Consider the following 18,413-nt stretch of genomic DNA (forward strand, 5'->3'; position numbering starts at 1 on the left):
GCCCCGCCGCCGGTGCGCCCTCCGGCCCCCGCTCGGGGCTTCCGGGGCCCGGCCAGGCCCCGTGCGGTCAGACCCGCACGGCGAGCGCCAGCCCCTGGCCGACGCCGACGCACGCGGCGGCGATGCCGATGCCGCCGCCGCGCGCGCCGAGGTGGCGGCACAGGTCGGCCACCACGCGTGCCATCGACGCGCCGAGCGGGTGCCCGTAGGCGAGCGCGCCCCCGTGCACGTTGACCCGCTGGGTGTCGATGGTCGGCAGTTCGTGGAGCACGGACAGCACGACGGCGGAGAAGGCCTCGTTGATCTCCCACAACGACACGTCGGACGCGCGGACGTCCAGCCGCTTCAGCAGGCGCTGGATCGCGGGTACGGGGCCCAGGGGGAACCGGGCCGGGTCGACGGCGGCGACCTCGCTGCCCACCACCTCGCCCAGCGGGGTGACACCCAGCTCGCCGGCGGTCACCTCGGTGCCGACCAGCATCGCCACCGCGCCGTCGTTGAGGGGCGAGGAGTTGCCGGCGGTGACGGTTCCGTCCGGGGAGAAGGCGGGTGGCAGCGCGGCCAGCTTCTCCGCGCTCGTCTCCGGGCGGACCGACTCGTCCCGCCGCACCGTCTGACCACCGGGTGTGCGCACCGCGAAGGCGAAACCGTCGTGCACCCCGGCGTCCCAGGCCGCCGCCGCCCTGCGGTGGGATCGCAGGGCGAACTCGTCCAGCCGCGCCCGGTCGATGCCCAGTTCCCACGCCACCCGCTCGGCGGCCGCGCCGAGCGCCAACGTCCACTGCTCGGGCATCCTCGGGTTCACCAACCGCCACCCCAACGCCGTCGACACGACCTCCATGCGGTCGGGCAGTTCCCGGTCGGGCCGGGCCATCACGAACGGCGCGCGGCTCATCCCCTCGACGCCGCCGGCGATGACGAGGTCCGCGTCCCCCGCGCGGACGGACCGCGCGGCCTGGACCACGGCCTCGCCGCCCGAGGCGCAGAGCCGGTTGACCGTGACGCCGGGAACCGTCACCGGCAGGCCGGCCAGGAGAGCGGCCATCCTGGCAACGTCGCGGTTCTCCTCCCCGGCCCCGTTGGTGTTGCCGTAGACGACGTCGTCGATCGCCGCGGGGTCCAGGGCCGCCGAACCGTCCGGTCCGTGCCTGCGCAGCAGCTCCAGGATGGGCAGGGCTGCGAGGTCGTCCACCCGGACCTGGGACAGGCCTCCCCGGTAGCGGCCGAAGGGGGTGCGGGCGGCGTCCAGGATGAGTGCGCGGCGCATGCGCCTATCGTGCCGTACGACCGGCGGTGGGGATGCGGACCGATCGCAGGCGTTCGGTACCCCCGAACGCCGGCTCCGGGGTGACGACCGACCCGGTGTCGGCGGGACTGGCCGTGCGGCGGCTCGTCCCGCGCCTCAGTCCGCCGGGGCCGGGCGTCGCCCGCTGACGACGCCGCCAGCCAGCCCGGTGACGCGGCCCCCGCACCTGCCGAGCTCCGCGAGCGCGTCCAGCGCACCCGGGCCGTCCAGGGGGAGCTCGAACGCGGCGGTCGGGGTTTCCCCGGCACGCTGCCGTCGCAGGTGGGCCCGGTGCCCGTCCTCGACCGCGGCACGCAGGGAACCGGTGGTCGCCAGCGCGCCCCGGGCGACCCCGAGGCGGCCGAGGGCGTCGTCGAGCGCCGTGAGCAGCGCGTCCCGGTTCCCCTCGCACATCGCGCGCACCAGGGCGGGCCTGGTCCCCGCCACCCTGGTGCCGTCGGCGAAGGAGCCGGCGGCGAGCGCCGCCGCCAGCGGACCGCCGTCCTCCGCCACGGCCGAGAGCACCTCGGCCAGCAGGTGGGGCAGGTGGGACACCCGGGCCACCGCCGCGTCGTGTTCCCGCGCCGGAGCGGGAACGACCTCGGCGCCGCAGTCGAGGGCCAGCCCGGCCACCTCCGCCCAGACCGCCGGGTCCGCCTCGTCGGTGGTGACCACCCAGGCCGCCCCGGCGAAGAGGCGGGCGTCCCCCGCGTGCCACCCGGAGGACGCGGTGCCCGCCATCGGGTGGCCGCCGACGTACCTCGCTCCCGGTGCGTGCGTCTCGACCGCTCGCAGCACCGGCTCCTTGACGCTGACCACGTCGGTGAGCAGGCAGCGACCGGCGTGCTGGTCGACCAGGCGCAGGACCTCCGGGACCGAGGTGAGCGGGACGGCGACGACCACGAGCGCGTCCTCGTCAGCCGCTCGCCGCAGCGCGGACTCGGGGCTGCGGACGTCGACCCCCTCCGAGGTCGCGGCCTCGGCGTCCACCGGGGAGGCGGTGGCCGCCCAGCAGCGCCGTCCGGCGGCGGTGGCGGCGCGCAGCACCGAGCCGCCGATCAGTCCCAGGCCGAGTACGCAGATCGGGGTCACCCGGTCATTGTCGGTCACCGGCCCGACGGGGTGTTCAGGTGAACGGTGCGACGGTGTCGGGCCGGAGGGAATACCGTGGGGGCATGGAGGTCGAGGAGCCGCTCTCGGGTGTGGCGATGGCCGTGCTCAGGGAGGACGGCCAGTGGCGGTGTCGGAGGATGTCCGACGCGGCCCTGTCGGATCTGGACAGGGCCATCACCGAGCTGCGTGCCACGCGGTCGACGGGGGCGGTCTTCGGCATGCTCAACGTCGACGACGAGTTCTTCCTGATCGTGCGACCCGGCCCGGGCGGGGTGGACCTCCTGCTCTCCGACTCGGCAGCCGCCCTGTACTACGACGTCGCGGCGGACGTGCTGGACCTGTTGCGCATCGAGCCGCCCGACGAGGACGACGACGAGATGTGGCCGGAGGGCGATCTCGGTCTCCTCGCCGATCTCGGGATGCCCTCCGGCGAGATGGTGGTGGTGGTCGAGGAGGACCGCTACCCGGAGGAGCAGTTGCGGATCATCGCCCAGCGCTGCGGGTTCGCCGAGCAGTACGACGCGGTGATGGCCGACCTCGACCGTGTTCCCTAGACCCTTCACCAGGCCCGAGGACGAGGAGCTCGTCAGGGCGGCGATGGCCGAGGCCCGCCGCGCGGAGGCAGCCGGTGACGTGCCCATCGGGGCGGTCGTGCTCGACCCCGCTGGTCGGGTGCTGGCCACCGCCCACAACGCGAGGGAGGAACTCGGAGACCCCACGGCGCACGCGGAGGTCCTGGCGCTGCGCCGCGCGGCCGCCGTGCGGGGCGACGGGTGGCGACTGACGGGGTGCACGCTCGGGGTCACCGTGGAGCCGTGCGCGATGTGCGCCGGGGCCGCGGTGCTGGCCAGGGTCTCGCGGGTGGTGTTCGGCGCGTGGGAGCCGAAGACGGGCGCGGTCGGCTCGTTGTGGGACGTGGTGCGGGACCGGCGGGTGCCGCACCGGACGGAGGTGGTTGGCGGGGTCCTCGCGGAGGAGTGCGCGGGGCTGCTGGACGACTTCTTCCGCGAGCACCGCGACCAGATGTGACGTGGACAACAACTAGGTGTGACGGGTGGAGCGGTGGGCACCCTCAGGGCAGAGAGCGACGCCACGAACGGGGAGAACGACATCGTGCCCCGGAAGCGGGAGTCGACCGCCCCCACCCGCGACGGTTCGCGGGAGGAGTAGCGGCTCCAGGAGGGAGAGGTCCATGAGCGTCTTCGACAAGGCCAAGCACGGAGCGCAGGAGCTGGCCGGCAAGGCGAAGGAGGCCCTCGGTCGGGCGACCGACAGCGAGGAGATGGAGAACTCCGGCAAGAAGGACAAACTGTCCGGTCAGGTGAAGAAGACCGGGGAGGACGCCAAGGACCGCGCGGCCGGTGCGGCGGACGACGTGAAGAAGAAGTTCGGCGGCAACGACTGAGGTCCTCCCGGGGTGGGCGCGGTGGCTGACCGCTTGCCGTGCGGCACGGCCCGATGACCGACGAAGCCGGCCGTCCGACCCGCTCACGCGGCGGATCCACGGAAACGCTGCCACGATGGGCCCGTCCCCTGAGGGGCGGGCCCATCGCTCGCGCGCGGGCCCGGCGCTGTGGGCGGCGAACGAGGAGGGCCCGGCTGGGCGCCATCGTCTGCGGGGGTGTGGATGACCGAGGCGTGGAACGAACGTACCGACGAGATCGAGGACGCCGCCCTGGCGCTTCGCATCGCGGGTCGGGACGCCGACGCCTTCGAGATCCTGGTGCGGCGCTACTCCGGCCGCGTGTCCCGGCTGGCACTCCGGATGCTGGGTGACCGGGGTGAGGCGGAGGACGTCACGCAGGACGTCTTCGCCACGGTCTGGTGCCGGGTGGGCGAGCTGGCCGACCCGGGAGCGGTGCGCACCTGGCTGTTCCGCATCGCGCACCGGCAGTGCCTCGCGATCCTCCGCAAGCGGCGGGACCGGCGCACCGATCCGCTGGCCACCATCCCCGAGTCCGGGACCACCGCCATCGCCACCGCCCAGGTGGACGGGCGGTTCCACCCCGAACGGGCCGCGACCGCCTCGGCAGGGGTCGACGCGCTCTACCGGGCGGTGGAGACCCTCCCCTCGCCGCAGCGGGCGGTCTGGCTGATGGCCGAGGTGGGTGGGGTGCCGCACGCCGAGATCGCCGCCGTGGTCGGTGCGTCCGAGCAGGCCGTCCGAGGACGCCTCGCCCGGGCCAGGACGCGGCTGGCCGCCGTCATGCGCGCCTGGCGTTGATCCGCCTCCGGTGCGCCGTGCTCCTCCGGCCGTGCGGGGTCGCGGGGTGGCCCGCCGCCCGCCAGGGGAGGGGGGTCGTTCGGACGGGAGCGACCGTCAGCTATCCTTCGTCGCGGTAGCGTGTCCGAGCGGCCTAAGGAGCACGCCTCGAAAGCGTGTGTGGGTGCAAGCCCACCGTGGGTTCGAATCCCACCGCTACCGCCAGCGCCGAGAACGCCGGCCCACCACCCGAGGTGGGCCGGCGTTCCGCGTCTGGAGGCGCTGTTCGCCTCCAGGTGTCCTCCCGGCCGCGCCCTCCGGCGCCCCGGTGCAGGGGAACGAGCGGCCCCGGCTCCCTGGCCCGTGTCCGGCCACCGCGGCCGGGGGCACGGCCGCCCGGCGGCCCCTCGCCCGGTTCCCGCCGTCCTCGCCGGGGAGGCTCGTGAGCCGACCTCCGAACCGCTCGATCCCCGCGCGCCCGCCCCCACCGCCGGCTCCTGGCCGGGCGCAGCCGGAATCACCTGGTGGGGGCCGTCGGCCACCTGTTGGGCGGTATGCCCGTGACCGGGAGAGGTGGAAGGCTGCACGCAAGAGCGACCGAGGCGAGGCTCGTCACCGGAAGGGCACGGCGGCGGCCCGGCACCAGGTGAATGCCGTGCCTCCATGGCACCTGGGCGTTCCGAAGGCGAACGGCCGCGTGCGGGCGGGCCGGTACCGGTGCTGGCGGTGGAGTCCGACCGGACCACACCGGACACCGGCACCGCGGGCGCGCCGGTCGTGAGTGCACCGAAGTGAGGTGGACGTCGATGTCCGTCACCCGCGGTCTGACCGTGCTCGTCCTGTCCGGCCTGCTGGTCGTCTCCTGCGGAGCGGAGGAGGACACCCCGCCGCCACCGGGATCCGCGCCCACGACGGAGACCACGACGCCCGACGGTGTCGAGTCCACATCGCACCCCACCACCCCGGCCGAGGTGCCGGACCCCACCGGCCCGGCGGCGAACGGTTCGGCCGGCGCTCCACCCGCGGCCGGAGCGCCCGCAGCCGGCTGCGACGCCCAGCCGGCGCCCCTGGTCGAGGTACCGGGCACCCACGAGTTCCAGGTCGTCAGTGAGAACGGCTGCGACCAGGTCGTACTCGCGTTCCGGGCGGTCGTGCCCGAGGTCATCGGACACCAGCTCGACACGGAACCACCGCTGTGGGGCGGCTCGGCGGAGCCCGTACCCGGCATGGCGGCCGACGGGCGGACGCAGTTCCTGCACGTCTACGTCGCCGCCCCGGTGACCGGCACCCTCGGGCCCAGGGGGTACGAGTTGCCGTGGGTGCGGGGCGTGGTGGTCAACGACGCGTCCCACGGGACAGTGGAACTCACGATCGCCCTGCCGGCGGGGCCGGGAGCCGGGCCGGTCGACTGCGAGGTCCTCGTCCAGGACAACCAGGTCGTGGCCCGCTTCTGACCGCCCCCGCACGTCCACCCCGACAGGCCGGCACGGCCGCGCGACCACCGCACCATGCGCGCGCTGATCTCCGGCTGGCCTCGCCCGTCGCCCACATCGCCTCCGGGCCGCCCGGGCTGTCCGGTGCCGGCCGGCCCACCGTCCGTCCCCTCCGGAAGCAGCGGAGATCCACCGACGCCTCCGTCCTCGAGGGCCGGTTCCGTCCAGCCGCTGGTCTCGACCCGCCAACGACCTTCGCATGCCGTCTTCCCGCAGTTAACTCGCCCGGGTGAGGATGCACACACGCATCCGATGTTGGAGGACGAGTGACTTTCCCATCCTTACCGGCGCCGAGACGCGCGGCGGCCGCGCTCACGGCGCTCGTCGCCGGGGCGGGGCTGGCCACGCTGCCGACCGAACCCCCCGCGCGCGCGGCCGAGGAACCGGCCGCCGCCAGCGCGCTGATCTCCGAGGTGTACGGCGGCGGCGGCAACTCCGGCGCGACACTCACCACCGACTTCGTCGAACTCGGCAACCCCGGCGACCACCCGGTCACGCTGGAGGGCTGGTCCGTCCAGTACCTGCCCGGTAGCCCCCGCCCCACCAGCCAGTGGCAGTACACGCCGCTCACCGGGGAGATCCCGGCCGGCGGCCACTTCCTCGTGAGCCAGGCCCGGGGGAACGCCGGCTCCGTCGAACTTCCCACCCCCGACGTGCGCGGGAACATCGCGATGTCCGCCACCGCCGGCACCATCGCCCTCGTGAACGGCACCGACAGGCTCGACTGCCTCACCCTGGCGGACTGCGCCGCCGACACCCGCATCGTGGACCTCGTCGGTTACGGCGACGCGGTCGTCCGCAACGGCGAGCCGGCGCGCGGGGCGAGCAACACCCGGTCGGTGGCCAGGGACGCCGACCTCACCGACACCCGGGACAACGCGGCCGACTTCACCGCCGGTGAGCCGAACCCGGTGAACTCCTCGGGGGAGACCCCCGGGGAGCCCGGGGAACCGGGGAACCCGCCGGGCGAACCAGGGGAGCCCGGGGAGCTGCGCATCCACGACATCCAGGGCCCCACGAGGATCTCCCCGCACACCGGAAGCCAGGTCAGCGGGGTCCCCGGGATCGTGACGGCGGTGAACGCCTTCGGCTCCCCCCGGGGGTTCTGGTTCCAGGACCCCGAGCCCGACGGCGACCCCCGGACGAGCGAGGCGCTCTTCGTCTTCACCTCCGACCGCACCCCGGACCTGGCTGTCGGCGACGAGGTCCTGGTCAGCGGGACCGTCGTGCAGTACAGGCAGGGTGGCGCGTCCAGCGCCAACCAGTCGCTCACCCAACTGGAGCGCGCCTCCTGGGAGGTCGTCTCCAGCGGCAACGACCTGCCGGAGGCCGAGCTGGTCACGCCGAGCACCGTGCCGACCGCGCTCGCTCCCGACGCCTCCGGGGGCAGCATCGAGGACCTGGAGCTGGACCCCGAGCGCTACGCCCTCGACTACTACGCCTCCCGTGAGGGCATGCTGCTGCGCGTCGACGACGCGCCGGTGGTCGGCCCAACCGACGCCTACAACGCGCTGTGGGTGACGACCAAGCCGGCCCAGAACCGCAGTGCCAGGGGCGGGACGGTGTACCAGGGGTACGGCGACTCCAACACCGGTCGGCTCAAGATCGAGTCGCTCATCCCCTTCTCGGAACGGCCGTTCCCCATCGCCAACGTCGGGGACGAACTGCGTGGGACGACCCAGGGGCCGCTCTGGTACTCCCAGTACGGCGGCTACCTGATCAGGGCCACCACGCTGGGTGAGCACGTCGACAACGGGCTCACGCGAGACGCGGTGCGTCCGGCGCGGGACTGGGAGCTGACGGTCGCGACCTACAACGTGGAGAACCTGTCCCCGGCCGACGACCAGGCGAAGTTCGACCGGCTCGCCACCGGGGTCGCCGAGTACCTGGACGGCCCGGACATCGTGGCGTTGGAGGAGATCCAGGACAACAGCGGGCCCACGGACGACGGCGTCGTGGACGCCGACCAGACCCTCGACCAGTTCGTCGACGCCATCCGCGCCGCCGGCGGCCCGTCCTACGAGTGGCGGCAGATCAACCCCGAGGACAAGGAGGACGGTGGCCAACCCGGCGGGAACATCCGCAACGCCTTCCTGTTCAACCCGGCGCGGGTGTCCTTTGTGGACGCCCCCGGTGGGGATGCCACCACGGCCGTCCGCGTCGAGTCCGACGGCGATGGCGGCGCCCGGCTTTCCGTCTCGCCAGGCCGGATCGCTCCGGACAGCCCGGCCTGGGACAACAGCCGCAAGCCGCTGGTCGGGCAGTTCCGCTTCGAGGACCGGGACGTGTTCGTGGTCGCCAACCACTTCAACTCCAAGGGTGGGGACCAGTCGCTGCACGGCCGGTACCAGCCGCCGAACCGCACCTCCGAGATCCAGCGGTTGGAGCAGGCGGCGGTGGTCCGCCAGTTCAGCGACGCGCTGTACGCCGAGGACCCCTCGGCGAACCTGCTGGTGGTGGGGGACCTCAACGACTTCCAGTTCTCCCCGGTCCTGACGACCCTCACGCAGGGCGGGCGCCTGCACAACCCGATGTTGGACCTGCCGCCCACCGAACGCTACGGGTACGTGTTCGACGGGAACTCCCAGTCCCTGGACCACATCCTGGTGGCCGGGGCGCTGGCACACCGCGCCGACTACCAGCCGGTCCGCGTCAACGCCGAGTTCGCCGACCAGGCCAGCGACCACGACCCGCAGGTCGTGGCGTTCCGCCCGCTGAGCGGCGACCCGGCGGTGGACGAGGCCGAGGACGCGAAGTACTACGGCGGTGGACGCCCGCCGGGTGAGGGCGGCGACACCGGGTCGCCCGAGCGGTCCGAGCAACCCGGTGGCGGGGCGGGGGACCACCGGGACGTGGGTCCGCCGGGGGCGGCCGGCGAGGATCTCGCGCGCACCGGCCTCGGCGGAGTGCTCCCGCTGGTGACCGGCGCGGTCATCCTGCTCGCCGTGGGCGGGGCCGCCGCCTACTTCGCCCGCCGCAAGCGCGGCGAGGCGAACTCCCCGGACTCCGAAGGGACCGGGACGACGAGCTGACCACGACCAGGCCCGGAACCGGCGGATCGCCCGGTTCCGGGCCGGACGGGCGACGCCGACGCCTCGTCCCGGTAGCGGTGTGGATCGTGCGACGACCAGGGCCGGGTGCGCGCGGGGCACCCACGCGGACGCGACCGGGCGACCCGTCGCCGTTCGCCGGGCACGCGTGGGGGCGACGGATGCGCCCGCCGGCGAACGGCGGGGCTCCGCGCGGGCGGACGTGACGGGAGCGGCCCCACCGTCCCGGAGGCCGGGCGGTGAGCCACCCGAGCCGGCCCCGTGACGGCGAGCCGGCCGGGCGAGCGGGCTGCGGTGGGAGGCGGTGCACCGCGAAGCGGGCCACGAGGCCCCCCGAACACGAAGAAACCCCCGGGTGACCGGGGGTTTCTTCCTGGAGCGGAGGATACGGGATTTGAACCCGTGAGGGGTTTGAGCCCCAACACGATTTCCAATCGTGCGCCCTAGGCCGCTAGGCGAATCCTCCGCCGCAGAGCATACACGAAGGGGTTCCTAGCAGCCAAAACGGGTCCTGAGCTGCTCGGATGGCTGGTTGGAGGTGTCGAGCACAGCGCTTGGAGACAACACGATCAGAGGGTCTGTTACATGCAGTCAGCCAGTGCATCAGCCGCAGCGGAGTGGACCATGCTCGCCGAAAGGTTCCGGAAGGCGATCCGCGCGAAGGCGCTCTCCGAGCACACCGAACGTGGCTACCTGTACACCACCGCAAGGTGGGCCAGGTGGATCGACGACAACGAGCCGGAGGTGGGAGCGTGGGAGGTCGGTTCCCACCACGTTGACGACTTCATCGCCGACATCATCGAGGCCACGTCCCCGGCCAACGGGGCGCATCACTACCGGAACCTCCGTGTCTTCATGACGTGGCTCAAGCGGCGAAACCAGGTGAGGGTCAACCCCTTCGACGAGACCGAGCCGCCCAACGTCCCGGACAAGCTGACGCCAGTGCTCACGGATGAGGAGCACGCCGCCGTGCTGTCGACCTGCTCGGGCCGCAGCCTTCTCGACCTCCGGGACACCGCCTTGATCCTGCTCTTCATGGATACCGGTATCCGTGTCTCAGAGATGGCACAGCTCCGGGTCGACGAGGTGGACACACGACGCGCCAGTTCCGCATCATCGGCAAGGGCAAGCGAATCCGGGTTGTTGGCTTCGGGAACACAGCAGGGCTCGCGATGAACCGCTACCTGCGGAAGCGAAGGCACCAGGACGGGGCTGACAACGTCCCCCAGCTGTGGCTTTCCTCCCGACAGGCACAGCCGCTGAAGGCTGACGGGATCAAGCGAATGCTGTCGCGTCGTGGCCGGCAGGCCGGTCTCACGAGCCCGCTGCACGCGCATCGGTTCCGGCACGACTTCAGCCACCGATGGCAGGAGGCTGGGGGAAGCGAAACGGGCCTGATGGCGATCGCGGGCTGGACGTCACGCAAGATGCTGCGGCACTACGGACGTATCGCCCAGCAGCAACGAGCGCTTGCCGAGCAGTCCCGACTGAGCCTGGTGGACAAGTCGCTCGACTGACGGGTGACATCCGTAGGGTGCGCTGATGGCATGACGCCAGAACAGCGCACCCTACGAGCCCGGGCGGCAGCACATGCATCCTGGGCGCGGACCTCTGACCGCTCAGCCCGCACCGCCGCTGCGCGGGCAGCCGCCGAAGCACGGTTCGCGCGAGAAGTTGACCCCGACGGAGCGCTCGACGAGACCGAACGAGAACAGCGGGTGCGGGCACTCCGCAAGGCGCACTTCATGAACCTCGCCCTGCGAAGTGCCCGCCTACCGACCCGACCTCATCCGCCTGAGGCGTAGGCGCTCGTAGGCGGTGTGTGCCGATCGACACGCATGGCACTTGCAGCTGTGCTTCGTGTAACGCACGTTCGTCCCGTGGGGAGGCAGGATACGAAGAGGCCCGGTGCCCCTGGCAAGGCTCAGAGCCTCCCTCTCGGCTGAGGTCATGCCTCCCCACACTCCCCAGGGTTCCCCCTCAGCAAGGGGCCGTCTCGGGCTCTCCAGGGTGCGAGCCGCGCGCTCCGCTGGCATCAGCGAAGCGCGGTGGCGGCAGATCGTGCTGGGTCGCAAGTCCGGCGCGTCCATCGGGGTGCGCGCCCCTGCGGCGACCCTCGCGCGAATGGCGTGGGCGGTGCGGGTGTCCCCGGCCGAGCTAGATGCGGTGGGGCGGAGCGACGCCGCCGGGATCCTTCGGACGTTGCGTGCTGAGGATGCGCACGAGGTCGAGATTGACCTGTCGGCCGTGCCGGACGAGGTCATCATCGCCGAGGCCATCGAACGGTGGCAGTCAGTGCTTCGACGCCTCGCGGCGACGACAGGCACGCCCCTTCCCTCGAAGGACGCGTTGCGGGCAGTGGAGGAGCTAGCCGCTTCCCGGGGCGTCGAGGAGAGTGACGAGGTGAGGCTGACGGTGAGGTGGCGCCGCCGAGACGAGAACGACCAGCGTCAGTGAGGTGTGCATGGTTCAACTGCTGTCGACCGACGGCCTGTGTGTCCTCTTGCGGTGAGTGCCGAAGGGGTAGCGAACGCTCGTGGTCAGGCTCGGCGACACCGACCCGTAGGGCCTCTGCCCCTGGGGACACGCAACTACCCAGGCGGAATGTAGGAGGCAGCGTATGCTGCCTCCTTGGGTCGCTTCAGCGTGTAATGCGCCCATCCTTGACGGCCGCCAGAAAGTAGGCAAAGGGTTCGGCGCCCACGAGCAGAACGGGGCCGGGGTTCTTGCTGTCGCGCAAGCCCCGGGAGTCGCCGTTCGTGGAGGTGCACACCTCCACGCAGTTGGCGCTTCCGCCGCCGCTGTACGAACTCTTGCGCCAAGAGGCCCCGCTGACCGACACGGTCATCAGGCTTCCTCCTCAGTCCAGGTCGTGGATCGCTCGGTCGAGCAGGTCAAGTGTTGCACGCTCACTCAACGCAGTGATCTGGAGACGGCGGAAGATGACTTCGTACACGCGCAGGTGCGGATCGCGGTCGAGGAACGTGGAGCTCGTCAAGTCTTCGAGGTAGACATAGCTTGCGCCGACGTCGTGCAGGTACACCAGCGTGAAGCTCGTGTCGAGCGCAGCGTGCTCCCCCGCCTCGAAAGGGAGCAGCTGGAGGGTGACGTTGTCGCGGGCGGCTGCGTCTCTCAGAAGTTCGAGCTGCTCCTTCATCACGCGACGGCCGCCCACCTGCCGCCGAATGACCTCCTCGCCCAGGATCACGTGGAGGTCGGTGTCTCCAGGGCCTTGCACCAGGCGTTCGTAGCGTTCAACACGTGCTTGAACAAGGCGAGGTGCGTCGGCCGGTGCGACGTTGACCGAGGTGTTCAGGACCGCCGCCGCGTAAGCGGCGGTCTGGAGGGGGCCGGGTACGAGCCCTGTGTAGCAGATTCGCAGCTCGTCGGCGTCAGCCTCCATGCCCACGTAGGCGCGCGCCCAGTCGGAGACCTTCCCGTAGTTCCCCCGCTTGCGCGCATCCCGTGCTAAACGCTCGATCACCTGTGCTTCCGCGGGCGGGGTCTCCAACGTTGCGAGGAGATGTTCCAGTTCTGCTTGGGTCAATGTCCCGTGTCCGGACTCCACGCGGCTGATCTTCGCCGCGCTCCAGCCGACGGCGACGCTGATCTCCTCCTGGCTGCTGAAGCCGGCAGCTTCGCGTAGGGCGCGCAACCGCCGTCCGAGTTGTAGCCGCAGAACCTGAGGACCAGGTGGTCGTTTCGGGTGCTTCATCTGGCCGATCCTTCCATCGCCGGTGGGTTGATCACTGTACGTGTCGATTTGTAGTTAACCCGTTAGGAGTAGTGGCAAGCTGAGTTTCGCCTTGTACTCTAAGTCGCAACCCAAGTTGAAAACCAACTTAGCTTGCAGGATGGCAAAGGGGGAGGCGTCGGAGCTATCCGACGACGCTGAGCTGGACGGGACCGCTACCGCGTGAGCGACAGTGACGCCGTCGTTCCCACTCGTCGTCCAGCGTTCTCAGAAGCGTTTGGCGCGGCCGGGATGCCAGGAGCCCGGGTTCGCGACGGGGCTGGATGCGCGCTCTTGGCTGGGAAGCGCGTATTTCGCCTCTGCCAGCGGGGTCGCCGCTGAACACCCCAGTTCGGGTGGCGACCCCGCATCTCACCCTGGCGAATCGGAGGGGACATGATGAACGTGGTTCTGTGGGGAAGCCTTCTGCTGGCTCTGAGCATGGCCGTCTGGCTCCTCAGTCCGGCGGTGAACACCAAGACGCCAGCACGACGAACGGCCCCCGCCGCGAGCTACACCATCGACCTCGCGGCGGGTCTCAGGTCGGACACCCGTCCTGCTCCTCGCCGCGAGGTCAACGCCGCGTCGTCATGGCACCCGGCCCCACGGCCCTTCGTGCCCTGGGAGACCACACCCATCTGGCCAACGGTCGACCAGGACGCGTGGGCGTTGTGACTGCGAGCTGGGTCTGGATCGTGACTCCACCCGAGGTCGGATTCAGGGGAGAGGAACACGCCGTGACAACCGCCGCCAGCAAGTCCCAAGGTGTCGCGACGGCGGCGTGCGGTCGCCGAGTGATGCAGGGCGACCTCGCGGTAGGACTTCTCGCACCACACCGCTGTGATCGTTGCCTGGCTCTTGTCTCCGGTGAACAGCCTCAGAACCTTCCGGATACCAGGATTGCCCTGTGCCTCGACAGTGCGGGTAACGGCGCGGCCTCCCAGGTGGTGCACGTCTGCTCTCTCGGCGAGGACGTTGACGAGTACGATCCGAAACCGCTGTGTGGTGCCGTGCTCTCGGCGAATGCTGTCTTCATATCCAGGCTCGGCGGTCAGCCATGCCAGAGCTGCTTGATTCATGCGATCTCCTCGGGAATCGGTCGACCCTGAGTCGGCCGTGAAAGTTCCGCCCGCGCCCCCGCTCGGGCGGAATGGCCCACCACCTCCCCCCGTAACTGGGTGGTGGGCCGACAGGGACCTGGCGGCCGGACCCTTGCCTCCCCGACCGCCAGGTCCTATTTCCTCCATGAAGGGAGAAGGAAGATGGACCAGATCCAACCCGAGCAGGTTCCGGACGAGCTGTTCGTCCTGGGAGACGTGGTCGACCTCACCGAGGGTGAGGGCTTCGATCGGTCGGAGAACAAGCGCAACATCTACAACTGACCCGTCATGGCCGGCGCGATGGTTCACCACTGTCGCGCCGGCTTTCCCATATCCGAGGGGAAAATATGTGGATAGGTGGAAGCAGTAGGGAAGCATTGAAGCCGTTGTCGGCGAGGGCTATCGTTGACGGAGTCAACAATGTTTGGGTGTCAGGGGTAGGAATCTCGCGAGTTCGTGTTTTCCCCCGGAAAGACTATCTACTTTTAGTGGTCGGATTTTGTGGTGCTTGCGACGATGAGGTAGCTGGGCTGTCAAGCGTTCCTGATGACATCGCTTGGCGATGGTCCGGTAGCTACATTGTCGTGAGATTGCGCGGAACCGAGACTACGGTGTGGACCGATATCGGGTGGGCATGTCCTGTCTACACAACCACTGTCGAGGGGACGATCTACTGGTCCACCAGCGCTCGTCTTCTCTCCGGTCTTCACGGCGGTCAGGTGAACCTGGAGCACGTGGTGGATCACCTCACGGGCCGCGCCGTTGTCGATCGATCCTGGTTCTCGCGCGTGAACCGGCTGCTCCCGGGAAGGAAGGTGACGATCCAGGGAAAGACGGTCCGGTCACGGGCGGTGTGGCGGCCGCGTATCGCCGACGGGTGCCACGCGTCCCGGCTCAGGCGAGAGCTTGAACGAGCCGTCGAGTGTCGGGCTGACGGCGCCCGGCTGACCACGGACCTGTCAGGGGGGCTCGACTCGTCCACCCTCGCTCTCCTCGGCGCGGGTTCGTGTGTCGGCGTCACGATGCATCCGGCGGGTGTGGCGGTTGGTGGTGACCTCGACTACGCCCGGGACGTTGGCCAACTCGTCGAGCAGGAGTGGGTGCCGGTTACGCGAGCCCACCTGCCCTACCGGTACCTCGACCTGGTTCCAGTCACCGATGAGCCGGCACCGTCGACCGTGACCTACGGCTTCTTCGCCTACCAGATGCTCTACCTGCGAACCGTTTTGCGGAGCCGCCGCCACCTGACGGGCGATGGAGGAGACGCCCTGCTGATCACACCGAAGTCCCAGGTGGGGGAGTTGCTTCGCTTCCATCCGGTGCGTGCACTACGGGAAGCGGCGCGGTGGTCCTCCGTCCGTGCGAGGCCTCTTCGGGACGCATTCGCGTCGCAGCGGCAGAAGCGCACTACCCCGCCAGCCTGGTTGCGGCCCCAAACACCGAGCAACGGTCTGCCGCCGCCCAGATTGTTCGCCACCTCCAGTCCAACGCGACGAGCGATGATCGACGCGATCACTAGGACCGGCCGGACAGCTCGGGCCGATGTCGAAATCGCCGCTCGTTTCGCCGTCGACCTCCACAATCCCTACTGCGACTCCCGCGTCATCGACGCGTACCACGCGACCCCCATTCCGGACCTTCCCGGCCCGTCGAGCTACAAGGCCCTGCTGAAGGCCTCGGTAACCGACCTGCTGCCCGACTCACTGCGGGCACGCACGACGAAGGGGGACAGCACCCCGTCCCACTTCGGGGGCCTTCGTGCCGCCGCACACGAACTCGCGCAGATGATGGACGGTCACCTCCATGCTCTCGGTCTGGTGGACCTGGGAGTGTTTCGGCGGGACTTGGCCTACGCGTCAGCAGGAAGTGGATCGCACCTGCACAGCGTCGAGACGGCGATCGCCACGGAGGTGTGGTTCAGGGCACACCATCGTGATCCGCTCGCTACCTGGTGTGAAAGCGGTGGTGCCTCGTGAAGTTGCGGCCTATGCCCTGGATTCGTGCTGCCGACTTCGGCTCAGCTGTCCTGTTGGTCGACTGCAGGGACGGCGGTGTCCGCGTCCTGACGGGGCGTGCCGCGCGGTGGTGGTCAGCCGCAGCGGGGGCCGAAGATTCAAGCTCTTCCCTGGAACTACCGAAGGAGTTGGGAAGCCTGGTCTCACACCTTCGGAAGGCTGGCGTGCTCCATGAACCGCGACAGCTCCACCGCTGGCCCGCCCCCATGAAGGGCCCCGAGTGGGAACCGGTCTGGGGCCAGGAGGACCTTCCCTTCGGCTTCTCGCCCTTCCCCGGAGGGCGAGTACGACGTGCGACACTGGCCGCCGTCGTGCTGCTCCAAGTCCTCGCGGCCCGACGGGGACGGTCCCCCATGCTGAATCTCATGCGCATGGTCGAGCGAGCGGCTCAAGGTGGGCGACGGGCAGCGACCGAGGGTGAGATCAGCGCAGCCGTGAACGCGGTTCGCCGTGCGGGACTCTGGCTTCCCATGAGGATCGCCTGCCTGGAGAACTCCGTCGCCGCCGTGGTGATTCTCGGACAAGCCGGTCTGATCGCTCGGTGGTGCCACGGAGCGTCGGCCGACCCACTTCGCGTGCACGCGTGGGTGGAGACGTGTTCCGGCGTCCCCGTCGCGGAACCGCCCTCGACCCGACGATGCGTTGCGTTGATGAAGATCCCCAGCTCGGAGGTGGAAGTGTGACCGAGGCATTGTTGTGGATGCGATCCAACGTGGCGGCTATCGGCCCCATCAGGCCCGATCTCATGGAGACCTACTGGCGTTGGGAACAGGAGATTCCTACCATCGTCGGTTATAATCGGCAAACTCCGCAGACGTTCGAGACGACGCGGGACATTCTTTACGAAAGCTATAGCCGATCATCGTCGCACCGAATACACTTCACCATATACTCAATCGACGGCCAGGTGGAGATTCCGGTTGGAATCGCCGTGCTCCATATTGACTCAATGCGTCGAACGGCAGAGTACGTCATCTCACTCGGCGCGAGGGAATCGCGGGGCCGGGGGGTCGGCTCGGAGGCGTCCCGCCTCGTGTTGGATTACGCCTTCCACGTCACGAACCTTCGTTGTGTGCACCTGACCGTCATCGAGAGCAACGCGATCGCGATTCGCGCTTACGAGAAGGCGGGATTCAAACGGCAAGGGTTGCGGCGCAACTCGGCGCAATGGTTGGGAGAGACGGTGAACGAGGTCCACATGGACGCGATACCGGAGGACTTCGCGGGCCCGTCTCTCGTGCGGAAGCAGTTCGAGGCAGTCCGGTAGGAAGAAGGGGGATCGTTGTCCTCGGTCGAGGAACTGGTGGGCGAGGTGGAGAAGGCGCTCATCGAGGTGGAAGAAGCTCGTGAGTGGACGCTACTTGCCGGGGACGCGGTAGGGCGGGCCTACGGGGTGCTGACGACTTCGCTAGCGGGCAGTGCCGACGTGCAAGTGCATCAGGCAGTGGGCATGTTGGCGGCGGCGTGGGAGCTCATGGTGCGCATCGCGCAGGTTTGCGCGGAGGTCGCCACCCAGCTGAGGTCCTACGTCAGCAAGGTCGTAGGAGGTGGGGCGCAGGTCCGCCGTCCGTCACCAACGAACCCGGCTCGCTCTCGGGAGTCGTCCGTGGCTCGACGGAACGTGCGAAGTGCCGAGGAGCTGGCAGCCGCCCGGCGCCGTCGCCCACGGCACCCCAGGAAGGAGCTGGAGGCGGTTATTCGCGCGGCCGAAAAGCGCGGGTGGTGGGCCTCGAAGACCAATTACTACCAACTTCGGTGCCCGTGTGGAAGGCATGGTAAAACCATTCATCTGACGCCGTCCAATCCGAATTATGAGCGCAACCTTCGTAATGTATTCGAGAACTTCCCATGTTGGGGTGAGGAGTTTTTGTGAGATCTTTCTATGTCGACTTCGCCTGTGTGATGAGTGATGAATTCGACTTTGATTGGTTCGATAGTGTGTGCGATCATTTTATGGAGGACGCAACCGTTCACGACCAATCACCTCATGTGGACGTTGAGGCGCGCGAAGTGCATTTTGTGGCAGCCGCCCGGGCTGATGAGCCGACCGGTGCGGTTGCTCTGGTCAAGGAAGCCGCGCTGGAGGCGGTGCGAGCTGTCGGCGGAAACTCGGTCTCCGCCAGTTGGGAAAGTGTGCAGGACTACTGATGTGCGCCGCCGAGGTCCAGTAGGGGCTGGCTAGTTGCTTCCCAGGCTGACTTTCACCGTGGCATGACGGCGGCACATCGACCTTGCCGTTCCTTGCATCGGGAAAGAAGGGGGTCCTGTCGGCCGGGGGTGGAGATCTGAGGCTTCCGGGCCTGGGAACACTATTGCCAACATTGTGATTGACACTGACCAGGGAAAATGGGAAACTAGTACAGCGCTGGGCGGGACACTATTTCCAATCGTGCGCCCTAGGCCGCTAGGCGAATCCTCCGC

General features: G+C 69.5%; 19 protein-coding genes, 2 tRNA genes and 1 pseudogene. 16 read left to right on the forward strand and 6 right to left on the reverse strand.

Annotated features, from left to right (window positions below; all coding sequences use genetic code 11):
* Positions 1–67 precede the first annotated feature (67 nt).
* On the reverse strand, positions 68–1,267 hold the full coding sequence (locus ACTIDRAF_RS0217630; protein WP_016700049.1) for a thiolase family protein: 1,200 nt from the start codon (positions 1,265–1,267) through the stop codon (positions 68–70).
* A gap of 135 nt (positions 1,268–1,402) precedes the next feature.
* Entirely contained in the window at positions 1,403–2,395 is a 993-nt protein-coding gene (locus tag ACTIDRAF_RS0217635; protein WP_016700050.1) for a prephenate dehydrogenase, read from the reverse strand.
* 65 nt (positions 2,396–2,460) lie between these two features.
* Here ACTIDRAF_RS0217635 and ACTIDRAF_RS0217640 point away from each other — a divergent pair, with 65 nt between their 5' ends.
* The 7 genes from ACTIDRAF_RS0217640 to ACTIDRAF_RS29545 all read left to right on the forward strand — a co-directional run bounded on the left by ACTIDRAF_RS0217640 (position 2,461) and on the right by ACTIDRAF_RS29545 (position 9,126).
* On the forward strand, positions 2,461–2,952 hold the full coding sequence (locus ACTIDRAF_RS0217640) for a tRNA adenosine deaminase-associated protein (RefSeq protein WP_016700051.1): 492 nt from the start codon (positions 2,461–2,463) through the stop codon (positions 2,950–2,952).
* On the forward strand, positions 2,942–3,427 hold the full coding sequence (gene tadA, locus ACTIDRAF_RS0217645) for a tRNA adenosine(34) deaminase TadA (RefSeq protein ID WP_026066218.1): 486 nt from the start codon (positions 2,942–2,944) through the stop codon (positions 3,425–3,427). The genes ACTIDRAF_RS0217640 and tadA overlap by 11 nt, the downstream gene beginning before the upstream one ends.
* A gap of 163 nt (positions 3,428–3,590) precedes the next feature.
* On the forward strand, positions 3,591–3,803 hold the full coding sequence (locus ACTIDRAF_RS0217655) for a CsbD family protein (RefSeq protein ID WP_016700054.1): 213 nt from the start codon (positions 3,591–3,593) through the stop codon (positions 3,801–3,803).
* Positions 3,804–4,025: 222 nt separating this feature from the next.
* The gene (locus ACTIDRAF_RS0217660; protein ID WP_052168879.1) at positions 4,026–4,622 is read left to right on the forward strand and encodes an RNA polymerase sigma factor; all 597 of its coding nucleotides are present in this window, start codon (positions 4,026–4,028) and stop codon (positions 4,620–4,622) included.
* 114 nt (positions 4,623–4,736) lie between these two features.
* Positions 4,737–4,826, forward strand: a tRNA-Ser gene (locus tag ACTIDRAF_RS0217665).
* A 581-nt stretch (positions 4,827–5,407) separates the two neighbouring features.
* Entirely contained in the window at positions 5,408–6,055 is a 648-nt protein-coding gene (locus tag ACTIDRAF_RS32085) for a hypothetical protein (protein ID WP_016700056.1), read from the forward strand.
* A gap of 305 nt (positions 6,056–6,360) precedes the next feature.
* The gene (locus ACTIDRAF_RS29545; protein ID WP_016700057.1) at positions 6,361–9,126 is read left to right on the forward strand and encodes an endonuclease/exonuclease/phosphatase family protein; all 2,766 of its coding nucleotides are present in this window, start codon (positions 6,361–6,363) and stop codon (positions 9,124–9,126) included.
* A 397-nt stretch (positions 9,127–9,523) separates the two neighbouring features.
* On the opposite strand, the gene ACTIDRAF_RS0217680 is transcribed toward ACTIDRAF_RS29545, so the two are convergent.
* Positions 9,524–9,610: transfer RNA gene (locus tag ACTIDRAF_RS0217680), tRNA-Ser, on the reverse strand.
* 158 nt (positions 9,611–9,768) lie between these two features.
* Here ACTIDRAF_RS0217680 and ACTIDRAF_RS35595 point away from each other — a divergent pair.
* Positions 9,769–10,661, forward strand: a pseudogene (locus tag ACTIDRAF_RS35595) (tyrosine-type recombinase/integrase).
* 102 nt (positions 10,662–10,763) lie between these two features.
* On the opposite strand, the gene ACTIDRAF_RS35395 reads toward ACTIDRAF_RS35595, so the two are convergent.
* On the reverse strand, positions 10,764–10,886 hold the full coding sequence (locus ACTIDRAF_RS35395) for a hypothetical protein (RefSeq protein WP_016700058.1): 123 nt from the start codon (positions 10,884–10,886) through the stop codon (positions 10,764–10,766).
* A gap of 382 nt (positions 10,887–11,268) precedes the next feature.
* Here ACTIDRAF_RS35395 and ACTIDRAF_RS0217695 point away from each other — a divergent pair, with 382 nt between their 5' ends.
* Entirely contained in the window at positions 11,269–11,601 is a 333-nt protein-coding gene (locus ACTIDRAF_RS0217695) for a hypothetical protein (protein ID WP_157163105.1), read from the forward strand.
* 184 nt (positions 11,602–11,785) lie between these two features.
* Here the strand turns inward: ACTIDRAF_RS0217695 and ACTIDRAF_RS0217700 are convergent, their stop codons facing one another.
* Together ACTIDRAF_RS0217700 and ACTIDRAF_RS0217705 are read right to left on the reverse strand one after the other, a co-directional pair.
* Positions 11,786–11,992 carry a DUF397 domain-containing protein gene (locus tag ACTIDRAF_RS0217700; RefSeq protein WP_016700060.1) on the reverse strand — a complete coding sequence of 69 codons (207 nt, stop codon included), beginning with the start codon at positions 11,990–11,992 and terminating at the stop codon, positions 11,786–11,788.
* 12 nt (positions 11,993–12,004) lie between these two features.
* Positions 12,005–12,859: a helix-turn-helix domain-containing protein gene (locus ACTIDRAF_RS0217705; protein ID WP_026066220.1), complete on the reverse strand. Its 855-nt coding sequence runs from the start codon at positions 12,857–12,859 to the stop codon at positions 12,005–12,007.
* Positions 12,860–13,273: 414 nt separating this feature from the next.
* Here ACTIDRAF_RS0217705 and ACTIDRAF_RS33920 point away from each other — a divergent pair, with 414 nt between their 5' ends.
* From ACTIDRAF_RS33920 to ACTIDRAF_RS0217725, 7 genes are all read left to right on the forward strand, one after another.
* On the forward strand, positions 13,274–13,552 hold the full coding sequence (locus ACTIDRAF_RS33920; protein WP_157163106.1) for a hypothetical protein: 279 nt from the start codon (positions 13,274–13,276) through the stop codon (positions 13,550–13,552).
* Between the two features lie 587 nt (positions 13,553–14,139).
* A complete protein-coding gene (locus ACTIDRAF_RS33925; protein ID WP_016700062.1) occupies positions 14,140–14,259 on the forward strand; it encodes an albusnodin family lasso peptide in 120 nt (39 codons plus the stop codon).
* Positions 14,260–14,324: 65 nt separating this feature from the next.
* Positions 14,325–15,953, forward strand: a complete 1,629-nt coding sequence (locus tag ACTIDRAF_RS29555) for an albusnodin/ikarugamycin family macrolactam cyclase (protein WP_083886434.1) — start codon at positions 14,325–14,327, stop codon at positions 15,951–15,953.
* Between the two features lie 245 nt (positions 15,954–16,198).
* Positions 16,199–16,675, forward strand: a complete 477-nt coding sequence (locus ACTIDRAF_RS35600) for a lasso peptide biosynthesis B2 protein (RefSeq protein ID WP_052168878.1) — start codon at positions 16,199–16,201, stop codon at positions 16,673–16,675.
* Positions 16,672–17,259: a GNAT family N-acetyltransferase gene (locus ACTIDRAF_RS0217720; RefSeq protein ID WP_016700064.1), complete on the forward strand. Its 588-nt coding sequence runs from the start codon at positions 16,672–16,674 to the stop codon at positions 17,257–17,259. Before ACTIDRAF_RS35600 ends, ACTIDRAF_RS0217720 begins: the two co-directional genes overlap by 4 nt.
* A gap of 15 nt (positions 17,260–17,274) precedes the next feature.
* Entirely contained in the window at positions 17,275–17,865 is a 591-nt protein-coding gene (locus ACTIDRAF_RS34535; RefSeq protein WP_211215370.1) for a hypothetical protein, read from the forward strand.
* Positions 17,862–18,140 (forward strand): hypothetical protein, encoded by a 279-nt coding sequence (locus ACTIDRAF_RS0217725; protein ID WP_016700065.1) that lies wholly within the window; start codon positions 17,862–17,864, stop codon positions 18,138–18,140. Before ACTIDRAF_RS34535 ends, ACTIDRAF_RS0217725 begins: the two co-directional genes overlap by 4 nt.
* Positions 18,141–18,413 lie beyond the last annotated feature (273 nt).

Source organism: Actinoalloteichus spitiensis RMV-1378, from assembly GCF_000239155.1.
GTDB classification, from domain to species: Bacteria; Actinomycetota; Actinomycetes; order Mycobacteriales; family Pseudonocardiaceae; genus Actinoalloteichus_B; species Actinoalloteichus_B spitiensis.

What these genes read in the sequence shown, in the direction of transcription:
- ACTIDRAF_RS33920 (WP_157163106.1), top strand. Translation starts at nt 13,274, where the DNA reads ATGATGAACGTGGTTCTGTGGGGAAGCCTTCTGCTGGCTCTGAGCATG.
- ACTIDRAF_RS0217660 (WP_052168879.1), top strand. Translation starts at nt 4,026, where the DNA reads ATGACCGAGGCGTGGAACGAACGTACCGACGAGATCGAGGACGCCGCC.
- ACTIDRAF_RS0217655 (WP_016700054.1), top strand. Translation starts at nt 3,591, where the DNA reads ATGAGCGTCTTCGACAAGGCCAAGCACGGAGCGCAGGAGCTGGCCGGC.
- ACTIDRAF_RS35600 (WP_052168878.1), top strand. Translation starts at nt 16,199, where the DNA reads ATGAAGGGCCCCGAGTGGGAACCGGTCTGGGGCCAGGAGGACCTTCCC.
- ACTIDRAF_RS0217695 (WP_157163105.1), top strand. Translation starts at nt 11,269, where the DNA reads ATGGCGTGGGCGGTGCGGGTGTCCCCGGCCGAGCTAGATGCGGTGGGG.
- ACTIDRAF_RS29555 (WP_083886434.1), top strand. Translation starts at nt 14,325, where the DNA reads ATGTGGATAGGTGGAAGCAGTAGGGAAGCATTGAAGCCGTTGTCGGCG.
- ACTIDRAF_RS32085 (WP_016700056.1), top strand. Translation starts at nt 5,408, where the DNA reads ATGTCCGTCACCCGCGGTCTGACCGTGCTCGTCCTGTCCGGCCTGCTG.
- ACTIDRAF_RS33925 (WP_016700062.1), top strand. Translation starts at nt 14,140, where the DNA reads ATGGACCAGATCCAACCCGAGCAGGTTCCGGACGAGCTGTTCGTCCTG.
- ACTIDRAF_RS0217640 (WP_016700051.1), top strand. Translation starts at nt 2,461, where the DNA reads ATGGAGGTCGAGGAGCCGCTCTCGGGTGTGGCGATGGCCGTGCTCAGG.
- ACTIDRAF_RS0217630 (WP_016700049.1), bottom strand. Translation starts at nt 1,267, where the DNA reads ATGCGCCGCGCACTCATCCTGGACGCCGCCCGCACCCCCTTCGGCCGC.
- ACTIDRAF_RS0217705 (WP_026066220.1), bottom strand. Translation starts at nt 12,859, where the DNA reads ATGAAGCACCCGAAACGACCACCTGGTCCTCAGGTTCTGCGGCTACAA.
- ACTIDRAF_RS0217700 (WP_016700060.1), bottom strand. Translation starts at nt 11,992, where the DNA reads ATGACCGTGTCGGTCAGCGGGGCCTCTTGGCGCAAGAGTTCGTACAGC.